Source organism: Streptomyces sp. NPDC048411 (genome assembly GCF_040704695.1).
Lineage (GTDB): Bacteria > Actinomycetota > Actinomycetes > Streptomycetales > Streptomycetaceae > Streptomyces.
In genome coordinates this window covers 44,014-62,609 of the sequence record NZ_JBEZKL010000037.1, presented here as the reverse complement: position 1 = coordinate 62,609, position 18,596 = coordinate 44,014, and the positions used below count along the sequence as shown (strand labels likewise).

At 68.3% G+C, this 18,596-nt stretch carries 13 protein-coding genes; 4 read left to right on the top strand and 9 right to left on the bottom strand.

What is annotated here, in order from left to right; genetic code table 11:
- The first annotated feature begins 367 nt into the window (after positions 1-367).
- The 3 genes from AB0915_RS16005 (at position 368) to AB0915_RS15995 (ending at position 3,488) form a co-directional block, all read left to right on the top strand.
- A complete protein-coding gene (locus AB0915_RS16005) occupies positions 368-1,735 on the top strand; it encodes a cytochrome P450 (protein WP_366691661.1) in 1,368 nt (455 codons plus the stop codon).
- A gap of 396 nt (positions 1,736-2,131) precedes the next feature.
- Positions 2,132-2,530, top strand: a complete 399-nt coding sequence (locus AB0915_RS16000; RefSeq protein WP_366691660.1) for a DUF6221 family protein — start codon at positions 2,132-2,134, stop codon at positions 2,528-2,530.
- A 406-nt stretch (positions 2,531-2,936) separates the two neighbouring features.
- Complete coding sequence (locus AB0915_RS15995; RefSeq protein ID WP_366691659.1) at positions 2,937-3,488, top strand: DUF4232 domain-containing protein; 552 nt, start codon at positions 2,937-2,939, stop codon at positions 3,486-3,488.
- A 135-nt stretch (positions 3,489-3,623) separates the two neighbouring features.
- Here AB0915_RS15995 and AB0915_RS15990 read toward each other — a convergent pair whose 3' ends face one another.
- Positions 3,624-4,877 (bottom strand): cytochrome P450, encoded by a 1,254-nt coding sequence (locus AB0915_RS15990; RefSeq protein WP_366691658.1) that lies wholly within the window; start codon positions 4,875-4,877, stop codon positions 3,624-3,626.
- Positions 4,874-6,178, bottom strand: a complete 1,305-nt coding sequence (locus tag AB0915_RS15985; protein ID WP_366691657.1) for a cytochrome P450 — start codon at positions 6,176-6,178, stop codon at positions 4,874-4,876. The genes AB0915_RS15990 and AB0915_RS15985 overlap by 4 nt, the downstream gene beginning before the upstream one ends.
- 328 nt (positions 6,179-6,506) lie before the next feature.
- Here AB0915_RS15985 and AB0915_RS15980 point away from each other — a divergent pair, with 328 nt between their 5' ends.
- Positions 6,507-9,179 carry a TIM-barrel domain-containing protein gene (locus AB0915_RS15980; RefSeq protein WP_366691656.1) on the top strand — a complete coding sequence of 891 codons (2,673 nt, stop codon included), beginning with the start codon at positions 6,507-6,509 and terminating at the stop codon, positions 9,177-9,179.
- 71 nt (positions 9,180-9,250) lie between these two features.
- On the opposite strand, the gene AB0915_RS15975 is transcribed toward AB0915_RS15980, so the two are convergent.
- The 7 genes from AB0915_RS15975 to AB0915_RS15945 all read right to left on the bottom strand — a co-directional run bounded on the left by AB0915_RS15975 (position 9,251) and on the right by AB0915_RS15945 (position 18,540).
- Positions 9,251-10,018 carry an amino acid ABC transporter ATP-binding protein gene (locus tag AB0915_RS15975; protein ID WP_366691655.1) on the bottom strand — a complete coding sequence of 256 codons (768 nt, stop codon included), beginning with the start codon at positions 10,016-10,018 and terminating at the stop codon, positions 9,251-9,253.
- A gap of 7 nt (positions 10,019-10,025) precedes the next feature.
- Positions 10,026-10,856, bottom strand: a complete 831-nt coding sequence (locus AB0915_RS15970; protein WP_366691663.1) for an amino acid ABC transporter permease — start codon at positions 10,854-10,856, stop codon at positions 10,026-10,028.
- A gap of 8 nt (positions 10,857-10,864) precedes the next feature.
- Positions 10,865-11,695, bottom strand: a complete 831-nt coding sequence (locus AB0915_RS15965; RefSeq protein ID WP_366691654.1) for an ABC transporter substrate-binding protein — start codon at positions 11,693-11,695, stop codon at positions 10,865-10,867.
- A 479-nt stretch (positions 11,696-12,174) separates the two neighbouring features.
- Positions 12,175-14,889: an AAA family ATPase gene (locus AB0915_RS15960; protein WP_366691653.1), complete on the bottom strand. Its 2,715-nt coding sequence runs from the start codon at positions 14,887-14,889 to the stop codon at positions 12,175-12,177.
- Between the two features lie 291 nt (positions 14,890-15,180).
- On the bottom strand, positions 15,181-17,217 hold the full coding sequence (locus AB0915_RS15955) for a hypothetical protein (RefSeq protein WP_366691652.1): 2,037 nt from the start codon (positions 17,215-17,217) through the stop codon (positions 15,181-15,183).
- A gap of 351 nt (positions 17,218-17,568) precedes the next feature.
- Entirely contained in the window at positions 17,569-17,892 is a 324-nt protein-coding gene (locus AB0915_RS15950; protein WP_366691651.1) for a hypothetical protein, read from the bottom strand.
- 93 nt (positions 17,893-17,985) lie between these two features.
- A complete protein-coding gene (locus tag AB0915_RS15945; RefSeq protein ID WP_366691650.1) occupies positions 17,986-18,540 on the bottom strand; it encodes a hypothetical protein in 555 nt (184 codons plus the stop codon).
- Between the last annotated feature and the right edge of the window lie 56 nt (positions 18,541-18,596).

The following is an 18,596-nucleotide window of genomic DNA, read 5'->3' as shown; positions in this document are numbered from 1 at the left end:
TGGGGTCGACCATGTCGGGAAGCAATTCGGGGGCGTACTGTCCGTCGGCGTGCAGCAGCACTATGATGTCGAGTCCGTGTTCGGCGGCCAGCGCGCCGCGGCGTTTCCCCCGGCCGAGCCGTCCGGTACGCGCCGATGTCCGGACGGTCGCCCATCGTCTCCGTCATGTGGGGGACGGAACAGCACGCGGGATCCCGGTACGCGGCACCGCCGTTCCGACGCACTTCCGTAACGAGACCCGGATACCCTCGACAACTCACGTACTCCACAAGGCCGATGGGCTCACCGATCCTGTCGGAACCCCGGAGTCCAGCCACGTCGCCGCGTACCGGATGCCGGTGCGCCACCAGGGAGCGGAGACCTTTTCATGTCCACGGAGACCGGCCCGGCCGCCGATGCCGAGCCACGCGGCCACGTGCCCGTACCGGGCCCCAAGGGGCTGCCTTTCCTCGGGAATCTGCCACAGTTCGGGAAGGACCCGCTGAAGTTCTTCGAGCGGCTGCGCGGGTACGGGGACATGGTGCGATGGCGCTTCGGCCCCAACCCCTGTGTGTTCATAGCCGATCCGGAGTGCATAGGCGAGCTGCTCACCGAGACGGAACGCACCTTCGACCAGCCGGTGCTGGGCATCGCCTTCCGTACCGTGATGGGCAACGGCGTGGTGGTCGCGCGTGGTCCGGACTGGCGGCGGAAGCGGTCGCTGGTGCAGCCCTCGGTACGGCCGAAGCAGGTGCGGTCGTACGCGGCGACGATGGCGGGCAGCACGGTGGAGCTCGCGGACACCTGGTCCGGCGGTGAACGCATCGATATCAAGCGGGAGATGGCCGCGCTCACGCAGAAGATCGCGGTCCGCACCATCTTCGGCGTGGACACTCCGGCGGACGCCGAGGCGATGGGCCGGGCGATGGATGTCGCCCAGCAGGAGATCGGCAAGGAGTTCAGCGGCATCGGCGCCCTGCTCCCCGACTGGGTGCCGACGCCCGGCCGGGCCCGGATCAAGAAGGCCGCCGCGGTCATCGACGCCGAGGTGGGCCGCATCGTGGCCCGGCACCGGGACGGCGACGGCGAGCGTCCCGACCTGCTGAGCCGACTGCTGACCGCGGTGGACGAGACCGGCACACAGCTCACGGACAAGGAGATCCGCGACGAGACCGTCACCCTGTACATCGGCGGGCACGAGACGACCAGTTCCACGCTGGTGTGGGCGTGGTACCTGCTGTCGCGCAATCCGCAGACCCGCGCGGCGCTCACCGAGGAGCTGGACCGTGTCCTCGGCGACCGGGAGCCGGAGTTCGACGACTACGCGCAGCTGACATACACCCAGGCGGTGGTGAAGGAGACGCTGCGGCTGTACCCGACGATCTGGCTGGTGACCGGAGTCGCCAAGGACGGGGCGCGGATCGGCGGCGTGGACATGCCGAAAGGCACGAAAGTGTGGACCAGCCAGTGGGCGACGCACCGCGACGAGCGGTGGTTCCCGGAGCCTGAGGCGTTCCGCCCGGAGCGCTGGGACGCCGACCGCGGCGACGACATCGCGGAGTACGCCTGGTTCCCGTTCGGCGGCGGACCCCGGGTCTGCCTCGGTACGCGGTTCGCGATGGTCGAGGCGGTGCTGATCCTGGCGGTACTCGCGCGCCGGTTCGAACTGGACGTGGATCCGGGTGACGTCAACCCCGTACCGACACTGACCCTGCAGCCCGACCGGGACGTGCTGGCCACCGTGCGGGCGCGGTAACGGCCTCCCCCGCGGTAGGGAGTGGATCAGCGAGCGGCGTCGTGCGGCTTCGACGGCAAGGCGGAGGACGGAGTCGACGCGGAGGGGGCACCTCCCACGCCCTTAAGGCTGTGGGGGAGTCGCTGACCGACGACAACGCCGAAGAGGGCCCCCTGCTCGAGCGAAGCCGAGAGCTTGAGGGAGCAGTCGCAGGGCGTCGGGAGCCCACTCCCCATCGTGGGGGAAAGGCCGTAACTCGGCGGGGAGCGTGTCCGTACGGCGGAACACGCGCGGGCGCGATGTGCCCTCGGCTTCCGCCGTACGGCATCCTCGTGCTGAACGAGCAGCCCGGCCCCGGAGCGGCGAGTGATCTTGCCGGTTCGGGGCCGTACCCGACGGTGGAGGATGCGGAACCCGATGACTGACAACTCCGACATGGTGGCCTTTGTCCGGGCCCGCCTGGCCGAGGAGGAACAAGTCGCGCGAGCGGCCGGCGGCGAGCGTTGGCGGTGCCCCGCCGAGGCGCCGGGCGAGGTCCACGACCGGACCGGCGCCATTGCGTTCAGCCTGCGAACGCATGGCTACGACAACCACATCGCCCTGCAGGATCCCGCGCGCACGCTCCGCCGCATCGAGACGAGCAGGGTGCTCCTGGACGAGTACGAGGAGGTCGCCGCCCTGGACGCCGACCGCCCTCACCACGACTTCCCCTCGGGCCGCGCGGTCGGGCTCGGATTCGTCGTCCGGCAGATGGCGGCGGAGGATGCCGGCCACCCCGACTATCAGGCCAAGTGGCTGCCGCGGTTCACCCAGTGACGAGCCCCTCGCCGGCGACGGTGACCGAGTTACGGGGCCGCGAGCCGTACCCGGCCGGCGTCGTGCCGGGCCGGGGAGGGCCGACACCATGAGCGGATCGGTCAGGCCGCGCCGCCGCAGGGTCGCGGCCCGCTCGCTGACGTACCCGGCTCGCATGCCGCGTGCGGCCGCGGCTCCGTCCGGCCGCCACCGGGACACCGCCTCGACCGACCGGGCGCGGGGCGCGTCCCCCACACCCCGGCTTCCCTCTTTCCCGCCTCACCGGCAGAAGGTTCACAGCCGTCATAGCGGGCAGTTCGCAACCGGACGGCAGATACTGATCTGGTCCGTCCGCGCCGGCCCGTCGCGGGGACACACCGGCCGCCCTGCCGCGATCACCGGCCGTCGAGATTCCCGGAGAAACACCATGCGTCTGCGCCCCACTATCGCCTCCGGCTTCACCGTCCCGGCCGCCGCCACCGCCGTGGTTCTGGCGGCCACGGGTGCCACGGCCGCAGTCGGAACGGCGCCTGCCGCCCCTGCGGCAGCCTCCCGGCTCGGCGTGTGCCAGGAGAAGGCCCTCAGTGTGAAGGCCGCGCCCGGCGGTCAGCAGAACGTGGTGCGCATCAGTGTCACCAACCGTGGCAGTCGCAGCTGTGTCGTCGACCGGATCCCGACCATCACCTTCGCGGGCCTGGACGGCTCCGCCCAGGCCGTGCCGCCCGCCGAGAGCGCCCCCTACGTGCTCTCGCGAGGTGAGCGGGCGTATGCCGCCCTCCGCACCGCAGATCCGGCGGGTACGGAGGGGCATGTGGTCGGCAGTGTGAGCGTGGCGGCGGATCCGGCCCACTACGGCGTCACGTTCGGAGCGGCCCGCGTGGGCATGCCCCAGGGGATCCGGGTCTGGGAGCCGGTCACCACGCTCTGGCAGGTGTCGGCGGCCGCCGCATCGCAGGCCCTGGCCAACGGTCTGGGCTGATCCGCCGAGGGTGTACGTCTCGCGGAAGGCCCGCCGGCGGGCCGCTGCCCCCGGGGGTCAGCCCGTCACCGTCCGAGTCCCCTCCCCCGTCGCCCCGAGATGCGGGACGACGGCGGCCAGCCAGTGCTCTCCCGATCAGCCGCCCAGCAGCACAGGGAAGGACTCCATGTCGTTCTGCGTCATCACCGGCAGCTTGCGGAGCTCCCCGTCCGGCACGGCGAGCCTCAGCCCGGGAAAGCGGCCGAACAGCGCGGGCAGGGCGATCCCCGCCTCGACCCGGGAGAGCGCCGCGCCGGGGCAGATGTGAGGGCCGTGACCGAAGGTCATGTGGCGGATCGGCGTGGGCCGGGTGATGTCGAAGGCGTCGGCGTCCACCCCGTGCTGTTCGACGTCGCGGCCGATGGCCCGATAGGAGATGACGACGCCCTCCCCCTTGGCTATCACCTGGTCGCCGACCTGGATGTCCTCCGTCGCGAACCGCATCAGCAGATGGGTGGTGGGGGTGTCCCAGCGCAGCGTCTCCTCGATCACCGTCTCCCACGGGATCTCGCCGTCGAGCACCATGCGCAGCTGGTCGGGGTGGGCGAGCAGGGCCCGTACCGCATTGAGGATCAGCCCGATGGTGGTCTCGTGGCCTGCCGCCACCATGGCCTTGAGGTTGCCGACCACTTCCTCCTCGGTGAGCGGCTCTCCGCCCTCGTCGGCCAGGATGAGCGCGCTGGTGAGGTCGTCCGTGGGCTGCGCGGTCTTCCTGCGGACGAGCGCCGCGTAGAAGACGTCCAGCTCGGCGAGCAGGGCCAGCCGCTCCTCCTGCGGGGTGAGCATGGAGAAGAAGGCCTTGTACCTCTTCGTCAGCATGGGGTAATCGGCTTCGTCCACACCCATCAGCATGCCGACCACCCGCATGGGCAGCGGCTGGGCGAACACGGACTTGAGGTCGACGACACCGTCCTTGCCCTGCTCGGCCAGGGCGTCCAGCAGCTCCTCGGTGAACTTCTCGATGTCCGGGCGGATGGCCTCCAGCCGGCGTGGTGTGACCGCCTGGGAGATCTTGGTGCGCAGCCGCCGGTGTTCCGCGCCGTCCACGGTGAACATGGACCGCCCGGCATCGATCATGCCGATCAGCGGCCAGGCGTGCGTCACCGCACCGCTCTGCCAGAGCCCCCAGGCGTCGAGGTCCTTCACCAGACGCGGGTCGACGAGCAGTTGACGCGCCTCGGCATGCCGGGTGACGGTCCAGGCAGGAACCCCGAGCAGTTCGATCCTGGCGAGCGGCCCTGCGTCGCGCAGGCGTGCCGTCTCTCCGTCCAGGTCCTGGACCATGGGGTCGATGACCACGGCCCCGCCCCCCGGAGTGGCCTGGTGAGCGGCGGCGTGAGGACAGTTCAAGAGAAGTCTCCTGTCATGGGTACGGGCGTGAACCGGACGGGCAGCGAGGTCATCCCTCGCAGGAAGGCGGACTGCCGCCGGACGAGCGTCTGTGCGGGCACTGCGAGGGCGAGGTCGGGCAACCGGTCGAGGAGCACCTCGATACCGGTACGGGCGATGGTCTCGGCGATCTCCTGTGCGGGGAACGGGCAGCGGTACTCGCCGTGACTGAAGGCCAGGTGGGCACTGTTGCCGCCCTGTCCGGACATTCCCTCGGTGGCGATGCGCTGCCGTACGTGCGGGTCGGAGTTGGCCGCACCGAGGCCGAGGAGCAGCATGTCCCCGGCGCGGATGTCCCGGCCGGCGAGCCGGGTGTCGCGGGCGGCCCAGCGACCGGCGAGGATCTGGGTCGGGCTCTCCTCCCAGAGAACCTCGTTCATCGCCTCGGCCACACTGTGCCGGCCGCCGGCCAGGGAGTCGGCGAACAGGTCGTCGGTGAGCATCAGCCGCAGGGAGTTACTGATCCAGTCGGCGGTGGTCAGATGTCCGGCGGCCGTGATGGCCATCAGGTCGAGGACGTATTCCTCGTCGGTGAACGGTTCGTGATACGCCAGCATCCTGGAGGTCACATCGTCTCCGGGCACGGCACGCTTGGCCGCGACCAGCCGCTGCATGTGCTCGCCGAACCGCACATGCGCACTCTGCGCCTCGGGACCGCCGTCGGCGAGGTCCTTCAGCACCTGTGCGATGTCCGTTCCCTCCGCGTCCGGGAAGCCGACGAGCCTGGCGAGGACCAGGACGGGCAGCGGCTCGGCGAACTCGGCCACCAGATCGGCCGTACCGCGCGTGCAGACGTCGTCGACGAGTCGGTCGGCCAACTCCTCGCAGTGGCGCCGGATTTCGAATGGATCGGCGCTCTCCAGGGCCGGCCCCACCATGTCGGCGTGGCGGCGGTGCTCGGCGCCGGCGGTGAAGTAGATCGACGGCATGGGGCGACCGACCATCGGCAGCAGTGGCCAGTCCTCGGGAATGTTCTCCCACTGGTTCCACAACCCGACGTCCCGGGGGAACAACTCGCCGTCACTGGTGACCTGGTGGAGTTCCCGGTATCCGATGACCAGCCAGGCGGGGAACCCGCCGGGCAGCTCGACGGGGACGACGGGCCCGTGATCGCGTCGCATGGTGCGGTAGAGGGCCTGGGGCTCGGTGTGGAATTCGGGTCCGCTGAGCGGCACCGCGGCCGAGCCGTGCCGTACCGGACAGCCGCGGCCGGTGGGGGTCTCGGGGTCGGGCGCGGGCACGGCGGAAGAGAGGCGCGTCATCGAACTGACTCCTGTGGCGGCGGCTTCGCGTTGCGGACCCATGATCAACGCGGCACCACTATAGGGATGTCGAGCGAAGATTCAGGCGTCAATCACGAACGATCTCGACACTTTGACGATCACAAGAGGCGGACACTGAGGCGTGTTTGATCACAAGTGGGGTGAACTCCCCCAGTGCATCGCTCTTTCGGCACCTTCAGCCGTCCCGCCCCTGGACCGTTGACATGCACCTGCATGAGGGTGAATCCTCGCGCGAGATGTTGCTCGATCTCACGCATGTTCAAGCATTTGCAAACATTCAGTGCTTGGTTCGAAAGGGATGCATCCCGTGCGAAGACTTCAACACCGGTCCCGCTGGACCGCCCTGGCCACGACGGGGCTCGTAGCCGCCCTGGCCGCCGCCCTGCTCGGCGCCCCGGCCGAGTCCGCCCACGCGGCGACCCCCGCGAGCGCCGTGCTCGACGAGGCCCACAAGAGCGTCACCTGGCAGAGCCCCGTCTACCCCAAGGGGACGGTCGGCGGCCCCAAGGAGTGTCCGTCCGCAGCCGAGGACCCCGACAACAAGGTCTGCGACCGCTTCGACCTCACCGTGTCGACACCCGAGGGCTACTGGGACGACAACCCGGAGGGCGGGGTGCCGATCTCCATCGAGTGGCAGAAGCCCGCCGAGGACTTCGACATGTACATCTACGACTCCGCCGGCAAGCAGGTCGCCTCCAGCGCGGGCACGGCCGACCCCGAGGCCACGGTGATCCCGCGGGCCGAGGGGACGTACCACGTGATCGTCGTGCCGTACGACGTCACCGACAACTCCTTCACCGGCACGGCGTATCTGCCGGAGACGACCGACTCGGGAAACCTCACCTCCTTCGGCGGGAGCAACGGCAGCTACTCCATCGAGGCCGGAGAACTCAAGGCGAAGGCCGACTTCCTGACCGGTGGTCAACTGCGCCTTCAGGCGACGCCCACCGGGGAGTTCGCCGACCCGGCGGGCACGGCGATCATCCGCAAGCAACCCGCCCTGCAGAAGCACACCAGCACCTTCGACAACGGCGACTACTACGGGATCCGCTCTCCTGACGCCGTACTCCGCGTCTACAAGAAGCCGCTGCGCTTCGGTCTCTACAAGGCCGACAACCGGACCCGGATCTGGCAGGAGGACAAGCCGCTGCGCTGGTCCACCGGAGGAATGCGGCAGAGCCTGGAGCGCGGTGCGGACGAGCAGTTCTTCGGCGGTGGCGAGCAGAACGGTAGCTTCTCGCACCGCGACAAGACGGTCTACGTCGCCAACAACACCAACTGGAACGAGGGCGGTTACAACAACTCCCAGCCCTTCTACCTCTCCAGTGCCGGATACGGCGTCTACCGCAACACCTTCGCGCCCGGCGTTTACCACTTCGGCTCCCCGGTCCAGACCGGTCAGCAGGAACGGCGCCTCGACGCGTACTACTTCATCGGGGACGCGAAGGAGGTGATCGGCAAGTACACCGCCCTGGTCGGCAAGCCGTTCATGCCGCCGGTGTACGGCCTCGAACCCGGTGACGCCGACTGCTACCTGCACAACGCCAACCAGGGCGAGCGCCACACCCTGGACGCGCTGAAGGTCGCCGACGGCTACACCCAGAACCAGATGCCGCTGGGCTGGATGCTCGTCAACGACGGCTACGGCTGCGGTTACGAGAACCTCCTGGAGACCGCCAAGGGCCTCCAGGACCACAACGCCCAGCTGGGCCTGTGGACCCAGAACGGCCTGGACAAGCTCGCCGACCAGGTGAAGGCGGGCCAGCGGGTGGCGAAGCTGGACGTCGCCTGGGTCGGCCAGGGGTACGGCATGGCGCTGGACGCCTGCGACAAGGCCAAGTCCGGTATCGAGGAGAACAGTGACGCCCGCGGCTTCGTCTGGCTGCCCGTCTCCTGGGCGGGCGCGCAGCGCTGCGGCGTCCTGTGGAGCGGCGACCAGTCCCTGTCCTGGGACTTCGTCCGCTGGCAGATCCCGACGTACGCCGGGGCCACCATGTCCGGCATCGCCTACAACACCGGTGACGTCGGCAGCATCTACCGCCACGACGCGAAGATGTACGCCCGCGACCTCCAGGCCAAGTCGTTCCTCCCGGCCCTGATGACGATGGACGGCTGGGCGACGGACCTCACCACCAAGAAGAAGATCAACCAGCAGCCGTGGGTGGACGGCGAACCGTACACCTCCATCAACCGCAAGTACCTCCAGCTGCGGGAGCGGCTGCTGCCGTATCTGTACACCCTGTCCGCCGAGGCCGCGAAGACCGGCGTGGGCGCGGTACGCCCGCTGTGGCTGGAGTACCCGGACGACCCGGACACCCTGGGCGCGAACGCCAAGTACGAGTACCTGGCGGGCTCCGACTTCCTGGTGGCCCCGGTCTACGAGGACTCCGACACCCGTAACGGCATCTACCTGCCCAAGGGCACCTGGACCGACTACTGGACGGGCAAGACCTACGAAGGCCCGACCACGGTCAACGGCTACCACGCCCCGATCGACACCCTGCCCCTGTTCGTCAAGGGCGGCTCCATCGTGCCGATGTGGCCGAAGGGTACGACGTCCTGGCAGACCCGGGACCGGAGCGAGCTGGACTACGACCTCTACCCGCAGGGCACCAGCACGTACACGTTGTACGAGGACGACGGCGTGACCCGGAAGTTCACCGAGGGCTCCTCGGCGACGCAACGCGTACGCGTGCAGGCACCCACCCACGGAAGGGCGGGCACCACCATCAAGGTCGGTGCGAGTGTGGGAAGTTACGAAGGGAAGCCGGCCACCCGGACGTACCGATTCACCGTGCATGGCAAGGATGCACCGTCGCAGGTGGTCATGGACGACGGCCGCCTCCAGCGCCTGAACTCCCCGACGGCGTTCGAGGCAGCCGAGACCGGCTGGTACACGGACCCCGCGACCGGGATCACGGAGATCAAGACGCCGTCCGTCTCCACGGGCCACGGCTTCACGGTCGAGCTGCGTAAGTAGCAGGAAACAATCACAAGACAGTGTCAGGGGCCGTCTCCGGACGGCCCCTGACGCGTGTCCGTACGGATGTGTCAGGCCTCGGGCTGCACGGCGTCCGCGTGCAGGACCCGGGCGAGGAAGGCCTTGGTCCGGGGGTGCTCCGGCCGGGCCAGTACATCCTCCGGGGCGCCCTCCTCCACCACTCGGCCGCCGTCCATGAAGACCACGCGGTCCGCGACGTCGCGGGCGAAGCCCATCTCGTGGGTGACGACCATCATCGTCATGCCTTCGTCGGCCAGGGCGCGCATGACCCCCAGCACGTCGCCCACCAGTTCGGGGTCGAGCGCGCTGGTCGGCTCGTCGAAGAGCATCAGCCCGGGCCCCATCGACAGGGCCCGCGCGATGGCCACACGCTGCTGCTGGCCACCGGAGAGCTGGGAGGGGAAGCTGTCCTCGCGGTCGGCCAGGCCGACTTTGGCGAGGTTCTCCCGGGCGACGCGGTCGGCTTCCTCCCTGCCGCGTCCGAGAACCCGGCGCTGAGCGATCGTCAGGTTGTCCAGGACGTTCAGATGAGGAAAGAGGTTGAACTGCTGGAAGACCATGCCGATCCGCCGGCGCATCACGTCCAGATCGATGTCCGGATCGGTCATGTCGACACCGCCGACGGTGACCGTGCCACTCGTCGGCTCCTCCAGCAGATTCACACAGCGAAGCAGGGTCGACTTCCCCGACCCCGAGGGGCCGACCACGCATACGACCTCGCCGGGCGCGACCGTGAAGTCGATACCGCGCAGCACTTCGACGTCGCCGAACGACTTGTGCAGCCCCTGGATCTCGATCGCCGCAGTCATGTCCGCCATCCCGTGATCACCTCGCCTGTGCATGACGGGCCTCGAGGCGCCGTACGAGATAGCCGAGCGGGACAGTGACCAGGAGGTAGCACAGGCCCGCGACAAAAATGGGAGTGGTGTTGGCCGTCGTACTGGCCAAGTCACGCCCGAACTTGGTCAGTTCACGCTGCTCAAGTGTGACGCCCAGAAACAGCACCAGCGAGGAGTCCTTGAAGAGCAGGACCAGTTCGTTGGTGAGCGGCGGCACGATGATCCGGAAGGCCTGAGGGATGACGATCGACCGCATCGCAGTGGCGTGCGACATGCCCAGCGTGCGCGCCGCCTCCAGTTGGCCGCGCGGTACGGCCTGGATGCCCGCCCGGATGGTCTCGGCCATGTACGCGGCGGAGACCAGGCCGAGGGCGCAGGCGACCTGCCCGTACGTCTCCCCGGGGAAGACGATCCCCGGGAAGGCGAGCGGGACACCCACCCCGACGAAGATGAAGATCAGCAGGGCGGGCAGGCCGCGGAAGAACTCGATGTACGCCATCGCGAGCCAGCGGTACGGCGCAACGGACGACAGCCGCATCAGGGCCACTACGAGGCCCAGGACGAGTCCGACGCCGAAGCCGGTCAGCGTGTACACCACGGTGTTCAGCAACGCGACCGTGATGAGTTCGGGGAAGAGCCGCTGGGCGACGGACAGGTCCAGAAACTGCTCCTGGAGCTGCTGCCAGTCGGCCAGCGCGCCCACGACCACCACGGCGATCACGAAGACGGCGTACTGCACCCCGCGGGAGATACGGCGACGGCGGCGCGGTGACATCCGGGGCCGCGCGGCCGTCTCCTCCCGGTCCTTACCGGTCATCAGGGTCGTCACTGGGCGTCGGCACCCTTCGGCATGGGCCCGATCCACTGCTCGTACAGCTTCTTGTACGTGCCGTCGGACTTCGAGTCCTTGATGGCCTGGTCGATCGCCGCGAGAAGCTTGGGGTTGCCGCCCTTGCGGACCGCGAAGCCGTACTGCTCACCGGTGTCGAGATTGCCCACGATCTCGAACTTGGCCGAGTTGGCGGGGTCCTTGAGCCAGTTCTGCACGACCGGGTAGTCCTGCACGATGAGATCGACCTGGCCGGTGCGCAGTCCGTTGAGCTCGGCATCGGAGCTCTCGAAGGACTGCGGGTCGGCGCCGTGCTCACGGGCGAAGTCCTCGCCGGTGGTGGAGGACTGGGATCCGAGCTTGAGCTTCTGCTTGGTGATGTCCTCGACGGTCGCCGCCTTGACGCCCTTGCGGGCCAACAGGGCCTGGGTGGCGTCGAAATAGGAGACGGAGAAGTCCAGATTCTGCTTGCGCTCGTCGGTGATCGTCATGCCGGCGGCGGCCACGTCACAGACACTGGCATTGAGGTCGGCACCGGTCTTGATCGTCTCGAACGACTTGTCCACGACGACCTGCTTCACACCCAGGTCCTCGGCGACCAGATCGATCATCGAGACATCGAAACCGACCACCTTTCCGTCCTTCTCGGACTGGAAGGGTGCATACGGCAAGTGCGTACAGGTGGTTATCTGGCCGGACTTGATCAGCTTCGCACCTTTGACAGTCGCGCCATCACTGCTGCTACTACAGGCACTGAGCGGGAGAGCAAACGCGACGGCCGCGCATATCGCGGCGATCCGGCGGGAGGGCAGGCGGGACACGCTCATGAGAGTTCCCCTTGTGCACGAAAGACGGACTCGCGGACGGAGGTGAGGACGGACTCGCGGATAGACGCCGAACAGCAATCAAGGTCCGCACAGAATGTCGGAGCACTGACCGAAAGTCCACCCTGCCTGGGTGGTACGGGACTTCGGGCCGCCTCACTCCGGGCGGCTCACTCCGGGGGCTGCCGGCGGGTCTTGAGCTCCTGGGTTTGCGAGGTGGGGGGGATCAACGGGCCAACAACCGGGCTCGCGAAACCTTAAGTTGGCAGACCCTGGCCCAAGCTTTCGCTGCAGCTCTGGCACCATGAGCCTGCAACGTTGCGACGATCATGCGAATTCACCCATACACACACGGGTGCCAGCTGGCAGTCGCTCGAGTACATGGTTCGCGGCAAAGCCGAACCCTTTGTACGGTTGACTCGCCGACTCTCTTCTCGTGCTCCCGCAGCCGGCACCCGTCCCGATCCTGCACCGTGATCACGTCACGCCGTACGGCCTTCGCCTTCCCTCTCGTAGGCGAACAGTTCACGATTGAGCGGGACCGCGTTCAGGAACCGTGTCCGCAGCTCCATGTCGTCGATACTCTCCGCCTTGCGCAGGACCTCTCGGCGAGCCCTGTCCAGCAGCGGGGTAGCCTCGCTGTCGTTGCCGTAGGCAGTCAGGGCGGTGGCAGCGTCGTACAGGACCTCCTCGGTGCGGAGGGCAGGCAAGTCGCCGTGCTCGGCCAGCAGGGCGAGGGCGTGACGGACGTCGCGGACCGCGAGGTCGGCGCAGCCAGTGGCGAGCCGGATCCGACCGCGCAGGCAGTACCCGGCGATTTCACTGCGCACCATCCCCGTCTCCCGGGTCTCGGCAAGCGTGTGGTCGGCGAGTCGGCGGGCGAGTTCCGGGTCCTCACCTAGCCGCAGCAGCACCTCGACATAGAGGTTGCGTACGATCGGCACGAGATTCACCAGCCGGGTGCTCTCAGTCTCGCGCCAGGCGTCCCGGATCCGTTGCACTGCCTCGTCCCGACGGGCCGGGTCGTGAGTAGCGCGCAGGGCAAGGAGTGCAGAGTTATATGCGTGCCAGCCGCTGTCGCCACCACGCCGCTCCTCGAATTCGAGCGCCTCCCGCAGGACGGTCTCCGCGTCCTCGTACGCGCCCATCGCGAGGTGCAACTGGGAGAGATAGTTGAGTGCGATGGGGAGTTCCGCGCGAAGTCTTTCACTGCGCAGACGGTCTGTGCAGCGCAGTAGTCGATGCCGGGCCTCTCCGAGATGACCCGTATCAAAGAGGTTGATGCCGATCTGCATCTCATTGAGGTTGCGTGCGTGCTGCAGTACGGGATTTCCAGCCTCCCCGAGGCTCGGGTTGGAGGAGTAAAATTCCTCGGCCTCGATAAGAACCCGTAGGCCCGCCCGAAGGTCCCGTTTCGGCAGTTGGCGGCCGTACTCGACCATGGCGACGAACAGCGCGGCCGCCCCACCCGCCCCCTCACACCCCCCGGCGTACTGGACCGCCTCTTCAAGCTTGGCCAGGGAGGGGCGCAGGCCTTGCACGGCCATCAAAGTCTTGCCGCGCTGCAACGTGGTGCGCGCTATGAGCAGGCGGTCCCCCAGCCGGTGGGCGGCCTGCTCAGCCTCGGCCGCGAGGGTGTCGATGCCGCCGCTGTCCTGCTCGCTCTCGCCGCCCTTCCACCGGACCTCGGTAAGGCACAGCAGCAATTCGACCGCCTCCACCAGCCGCAAGTCCCGTTCTGGGGTTTCGGGCGGCAGCATCCGTGCTGACTCGATGGCGGTACGGCAGTGCTGTTCAGCGTGCGCGAAGGAGAGGTCGTCCACGGCGACGGACCGGGCTAGTTCGTAATGGGCCGCTGAACTCTGACCTGCGCAGGCGGGCCCGGCCTGATGGAGCTGGTCGGCGATGAGCGCGCGCAGTTCCCGGGGTGCGCGCTCGGATGGGGCGTGCGGCAACTGCCGAAGAGCCTCTGCAAGGCGGGCGTGGCGGCCGAGCCGGGCGCCACGGGACTGTCGGCCCCGGATGCCGTGTTGCAGAATACGGTGCTCGAAGTCGTACCAGTCGGTGTTCAAGTAGCCTGCCCATGCCGGAAGGCCCTCGCATCGCTCGCGGATCAAGCCATGCTCGTGCGCGACCCGCCGCAGCAGGTCCTGAACCTGGGAGTGCGGTACTCCGGCCACCTCGGCCACCGCGTGTGAAAAGAAGAACTCGCCCATGGTGGCGCCGATGACGAGCAGCTCTCGGGACCGGTCGTCGAGCAGGTTTATTCGGTCGTCGACAGCCGCAGGAAGGTCTCGGGGCAGCGGAACCCGAGCTCCGTATGCGGGCTGCCAGAGTTGCAGGCACTGCTCCACAAAAATCGGGCGCCCTGCCGTTGCGCGGGCCAACTGGAGGGCGAAGTCCGCAGGGACGCCCTGGCCTTGCAGTCTGGCGTCGACGAGCTGACGGACCGCCCAGTCCGGCAGCGGTGGCAACACATGCCCGGCCATCAGCTCCCGATGAGACGCCCGCCACGCCTCCAGCAGAGTCTTGACTGCCGGGCCGTTACCCAGGGTGGACGTGTACGAGCTGACGCCCAGGACGAGCCCCAGCGGCTCGCCTGCCAGCCTGGGAAGCAGGAGATGCAGGAGCTCCAGCGTAGTCACATCGCAGAGCTGCAGATCGTCGATGATGAGCAGCAGGGGACCGCCGGCACGAGCCTGATCCAGCAGGACTTCGATGAACTGCTGGGTCACGGTTGCCTGTACCGGCAGAAGGCTGTCACCGGGAATGGAACCCGTGGACACCGCTGCATCAGTGAACTCCCGCCCTGCCGCGAACAGCACGCCGAGCCCTGGCACGGCGGCTGACAGCAGATCCGGTGCGGCGGCCATCGCGCCCCGGCCCAGGGCACGGCCCCACCAGGTGGAGCGCCGTGTGGCTACGGGCGTGCGCCGTTGCAGTTCGTGAAGGGCGTCAAGAATGGGGCCGTACGGCCGATGCACACCGATCCCTGGCGTAGAACGCACCAGCACCATCCGACACAATGTGGTTCCCGCGTCAGCAGTACGCTCGACGAACTCGCGCAGAAGGGATGTCTTACCCATCCCCGATTCGCCTTCGATCACAAGGACGCTGCTGCGGCCATCCGTCAACGCGTCCGCCACGCGCGCGAGCGCGTCCAGGCTCTCCGCACGGTCGACGAAAACCGTCGTCACACTGCCCCCACCGTTGCACTCTGAAGGCTCCGCACTGAGCCAATAATGTGTGACTGAAGACTATTTGACGCGCCAGCATGTAATCGGGAAGCTTGGCACCTTGGCTGAATCCAGCCTGCTGATATGTATGAGCGCCTCGCCTCAGGAGGCCACTTCGCCCTCTGGGTCTACGAGTTGTTTTGTTGCGGAGCCCTTCAGCATCGGGGAAACGCGCGCCGGGGCACCGGCCTGGTCTTGCCGAACATCGACTCCGGCCGGAACGCCCGACGCCCTCATCCCACATCTGTCCCCTCAGTCCCCCGTCGGTGCCGCGGGCCGCTTCCGGTCATGGGCCTCCAGCGCTGCGCGGGCACAGTGGACCACCTCGCCATGACGCCCCTGGTCCTGCGCCAGCGCCAGGTCGATCGCCAGCCGAACCTGGGGAGCCTCCCCGTAGGCATAGGCGATTCCGGAGGTCTTCTGCCGGTTGCCCACCATGATCAGCGTCCGGGCCGCGCCCTCATGATGTTCATGGTGGATCCACTTGCCGTAGGCCCACTCCCGTCGGCCCGCCACACCCGCGAAGAGAACGCGCTTGTCGGTGACGGCGATCTCGCCCACCCACGTGTTCTCCGTGTGGCTCACACCCTGTCGTGTGCGCACCTCCACCAGTGACGCGGACGCGACCAGGAGCACGCGCTCGTCCCGCTTGCGCGCTCCCCAGCGGAAGTCCCCCGCGCTGTACTCCGTACCCCGTAGTTGACGTACGAATTCGTGGTCGGCCGCGAGCCTGTCCCGGGTTCGCTGCCAGTCGGCCAGTTCGCGCTCATATGCCTGCTGAGCACGCCGGAGCGCTTCCCGGCGACGGCGCGCATCGGCCTCCCGCCGTGCCACGCGCACGCGATCCGCACGCTGCTCGGCAGCCATCCGTGCGTTCTCCCGCCGACGGGCCCACCACGCAATGACCGCTCTGCGCCGCCGCCACAACAGAAGCCCGCCGAGAACCAGGGCCAGCACAGCGCCGGCCGTCCACAGCAGGGCGTTGCGGATCCGTGCGGCGGTCCAGTCGTCCGAGACGTGGACGGTGAGATCCGTGCGGTTGATGTTGCCGTGGGCGTCGATGAGCCGGGCGATCAGCCTGTGGTTACCGGGCGCCGCGTGCCAGCGGAACGTCCGGCGCTCCGCGTCCAGGGTGACGGTCCGCTTCTCGCCCGCGCCGGACAGCACCAGGCGGGCGCCCTCCTCGCCGGTCACAGTGAGGACTACGTCGCCGTACTTGGCACGTTCGGCGTCGTACTCAAGCCTCAGTGCTGGTGGAATGGTGTCCACTGTGAAGGTGCCGGAGCTCCCGGTGCCCGCGCGTCCGAAGGAGTCATTCAGGTTCACCAGCACACGGTGGGAACCGTCGTCGACCGAAATGGACACAGCGGCGCGCCCGTCGCTGTCGAGCCGCACGGGTTCGGACTCGCCTCCGGTGGAAACGATGCCTGCCGCACCGGGCGGCCCAGTGACCTCGACCTGCGTCGTACCTCCGCCGACCGGAGGCTGAACACGCACCTGGGGCCGGAGCTTGTCCAGCGACACGGTGGCGGCAGCCTCGGTACGCGTCTGGTTGCCCACCTCGTCCCGCACCACGCCAGTGAGCCGGTACGAACCGTTGGGGAGCCAGAGCGAGCCCCGCACCATAGCGTCGTCACCGACCGTGCCGCTGAGCCGTTCCTTGCGGCCCTCGACACTCACTTCGTACCGTGCGCCCGCTTCGGCCTCGAAGGAGACCTGGACCGCGCCCGTCACCGCGTCGGCCGCGGTCACGACCGGCTTGCCCACCTCGGGCCGGCTCGCGTCGACGGCTACGGAGAGCTCCTCGCTCGCCTCGCTCGCATTGTCGGCCGAATCGACGGCGACGACGGAGTAGGTGTGGTCACCGTCCTTCGCTTTGAAGGTGACCGTCTGCGCGGAACCGGTGGCCGTGGCTCTGCTCACGACGGAGTCCTCGGCATCCCGCACCTCGATCCGCGATCCCTTCTCGGCGGTCACGGTGACAGTGACGCGGCCACCGGCGATGACCTTCGCATTCTTGACCCTCGGCCGGTCCGGCGCCTCGATGTCGTCGGCTTCTTCGTCCTGGGCGCCGGAGCCGGAGCGCGGCAGAGAGCTGTAGCCGCAATAGGTGAAGTCCCCGAGGTCCCCACAGACGTAGGACCCGGTGTCGGACGGACAGGAATGCCAGCGGTGGCATCCGTCCCGGTGCGCGGCCGCGGGCGGCGCACCGAACCAGAGGGCAGTCGACGCGATGAGTAGCGCGAGTACCCCACTAAGGGCACGACGAAGGCAGGTACGTATCTGCACGTGGCTGGTCCCCCCAGCTCAGCGACGGCTCAATGCACGCCGGATGCGGGATCGTGTCAGACGATGTGAAGAAATTGCAAGTTACTTGTGGAGAAAGTCGGCTGACTGATCCAGTGACGCTGGTAGTCGGCGAGGGCACCGCTGGCCCACAGAGGCACCAGGCGCGGGAGTTCGGCGCGCGGGACGGTGCCGCGTACGCAGCGCAGGCCAGAGTTGCGTGGGTGAGCGGGGAACGGCGTCCCATGGTGGTCCTCCTGGTCACGATGGCAATGGCGGGGCAGGCCGCGGCGAGGCAATGTCGGGCGTGGGACGGGCGGCACCGGGCCCCCTGCCGGTGCTGCGGGTGGTTGGTCAGCCGGTGGTGCCGGCCCGGATTCTGGCGTAGAGGGTGAGGAAGAGTTCGAGCTCCTCGGCTTCCTCCGCGGTCACCAGTCCGGTGGCGAGACGGTCGCGGGCGTCGTGGTGGGCGCGGCGCAGGTGGCCGGTGTGCTCCAGGTGGCGCCAGAGGAGACGGAAGGTCTGCTGGTGGTCGTAGAGACTGGTCTCGTACGACCGGGTGGTGATATGCCGGATCTGGGCCATCAGGGCCCGGAAGTTCTGCCGGTCGTCACCCTTGAGCAGCTGTGTCAGATGGCCCTGATACACAGCCAGTTCCGGCTCACCAGTCGTGCCCAAGCAGCCCCTCCCTCTGGTCGATGCCCTGCCGTGTTCGCTGTCGCGGCGGCGATGGTCGCCCAGAGGCGACGGTGAAGGTGATGCGCCGGCCGGTCAGCCGACCTTCTTCCACTCCTGGCAGCGCTGGGTCTGGAAGTACTCGCCCTTGTTGAGCGTCACTCGGCCCGGGCCCTCCAGGTTGTTGTTGGCGATGATCGCGTCGAACTCTCCACTGGCGTCCTTGAGCCGGGCCCAGTAGCAGCCGAATGAACCGTCCGAGCCTGCGGTTTTGTACGTCCCTGCCTTGATGTCCTCGCCGACCAGGTACTCCCCGTCCCCACCAAAGCTGGTCGCAGGACCGGCCTCCTTGGTCTTCTTCGGCTTGGCCGTCACCGTCTCGGTCACGGTCGGCGCGGGACCGGCCTCGGCGGTCTTGGTCGCGGTCACCGTCGGCCCGGGCTTCGCGGCGGCGCCGGCCTTGGTGTCCGCGTCAGCGTCCCCGCTGGAACCGATGCCCGTGCCGATGAACAGGGCAACGAAGGCGACCGCTCCATGCGTGAGCCACGCCTTGCCGCGCGAGGGCTTGTGAGGCGAGGGAGCAGTCGGGGCCGGGACGCCGCGCTGGGGTGTGTTGTACGGTCCGGGACCCTGGTACTGCGGAGAGTTCATGGCGTGCTCCAAGTAGGTGTGATGCCGGGTTGGTTCGGGGTACCGGGCCCGCCGGA

Bases quoted from the DNA above. Each gene is read 5' to 3' on its own strand.
- AB0915_RS16005 (WP_366691661.1), top strand. From the start codon at position 368: ATGTCCACGGAGACCGGCCCGGCCGCCGATGCCGAGCCACGCGGCCAC.
- AB0915_RS16000 (WP_366691660.1), top strand. From the start codon at position 2,132: ATGACTGACAACTCCGACATGGTGGCCTTTGTCCGGGCCCGCCTGGCC.
- AB0915_RS15995 (WP_366691659.1), top strand. From the start codon at position 2,937: ATGCGTCTGCGCCCCACTATCGCCTCCGGCTTCACCGTCCCGGCCGCC.
- AB0915_RS15985 (WP_366691657.1), bottom strand. From the start codon at position 6,178: ATGACGCGCCTCTCTTCCGCCGTGCCCGCGCCCGACCCCGAGACCCCC.
- AB0915_RS15975 (WP_366691655.1), bottom strand. From the start codon at position 10,018: ATGGCGGACATGACTGCGGCGATCGAGATCCAGGGGCTGCACAAGTCG.
- AB0915_RS15970 (WP_366691663.1), bottom strand. From the start codon at position 10,856: ATGACCGGTAAGGACCGGGAGGAGACGGCCGCGCGGCCCCGGATGTCA.
- AB0915_RS15965 (WP_366691654.1), bottom strand. From the start codon at position 11,695: ATGAGCGTGTCCCGCCTGCCCTCCCGCCGGATCGCCGCGATATGCGCG.
- AB0915_RS15945 (WP_366691650.1), bottom strand. From the start codon at position 18,540: ATGAACTCTCCGCAGTACCAGGGTCCCGGACCGTACAACACACCCCAG.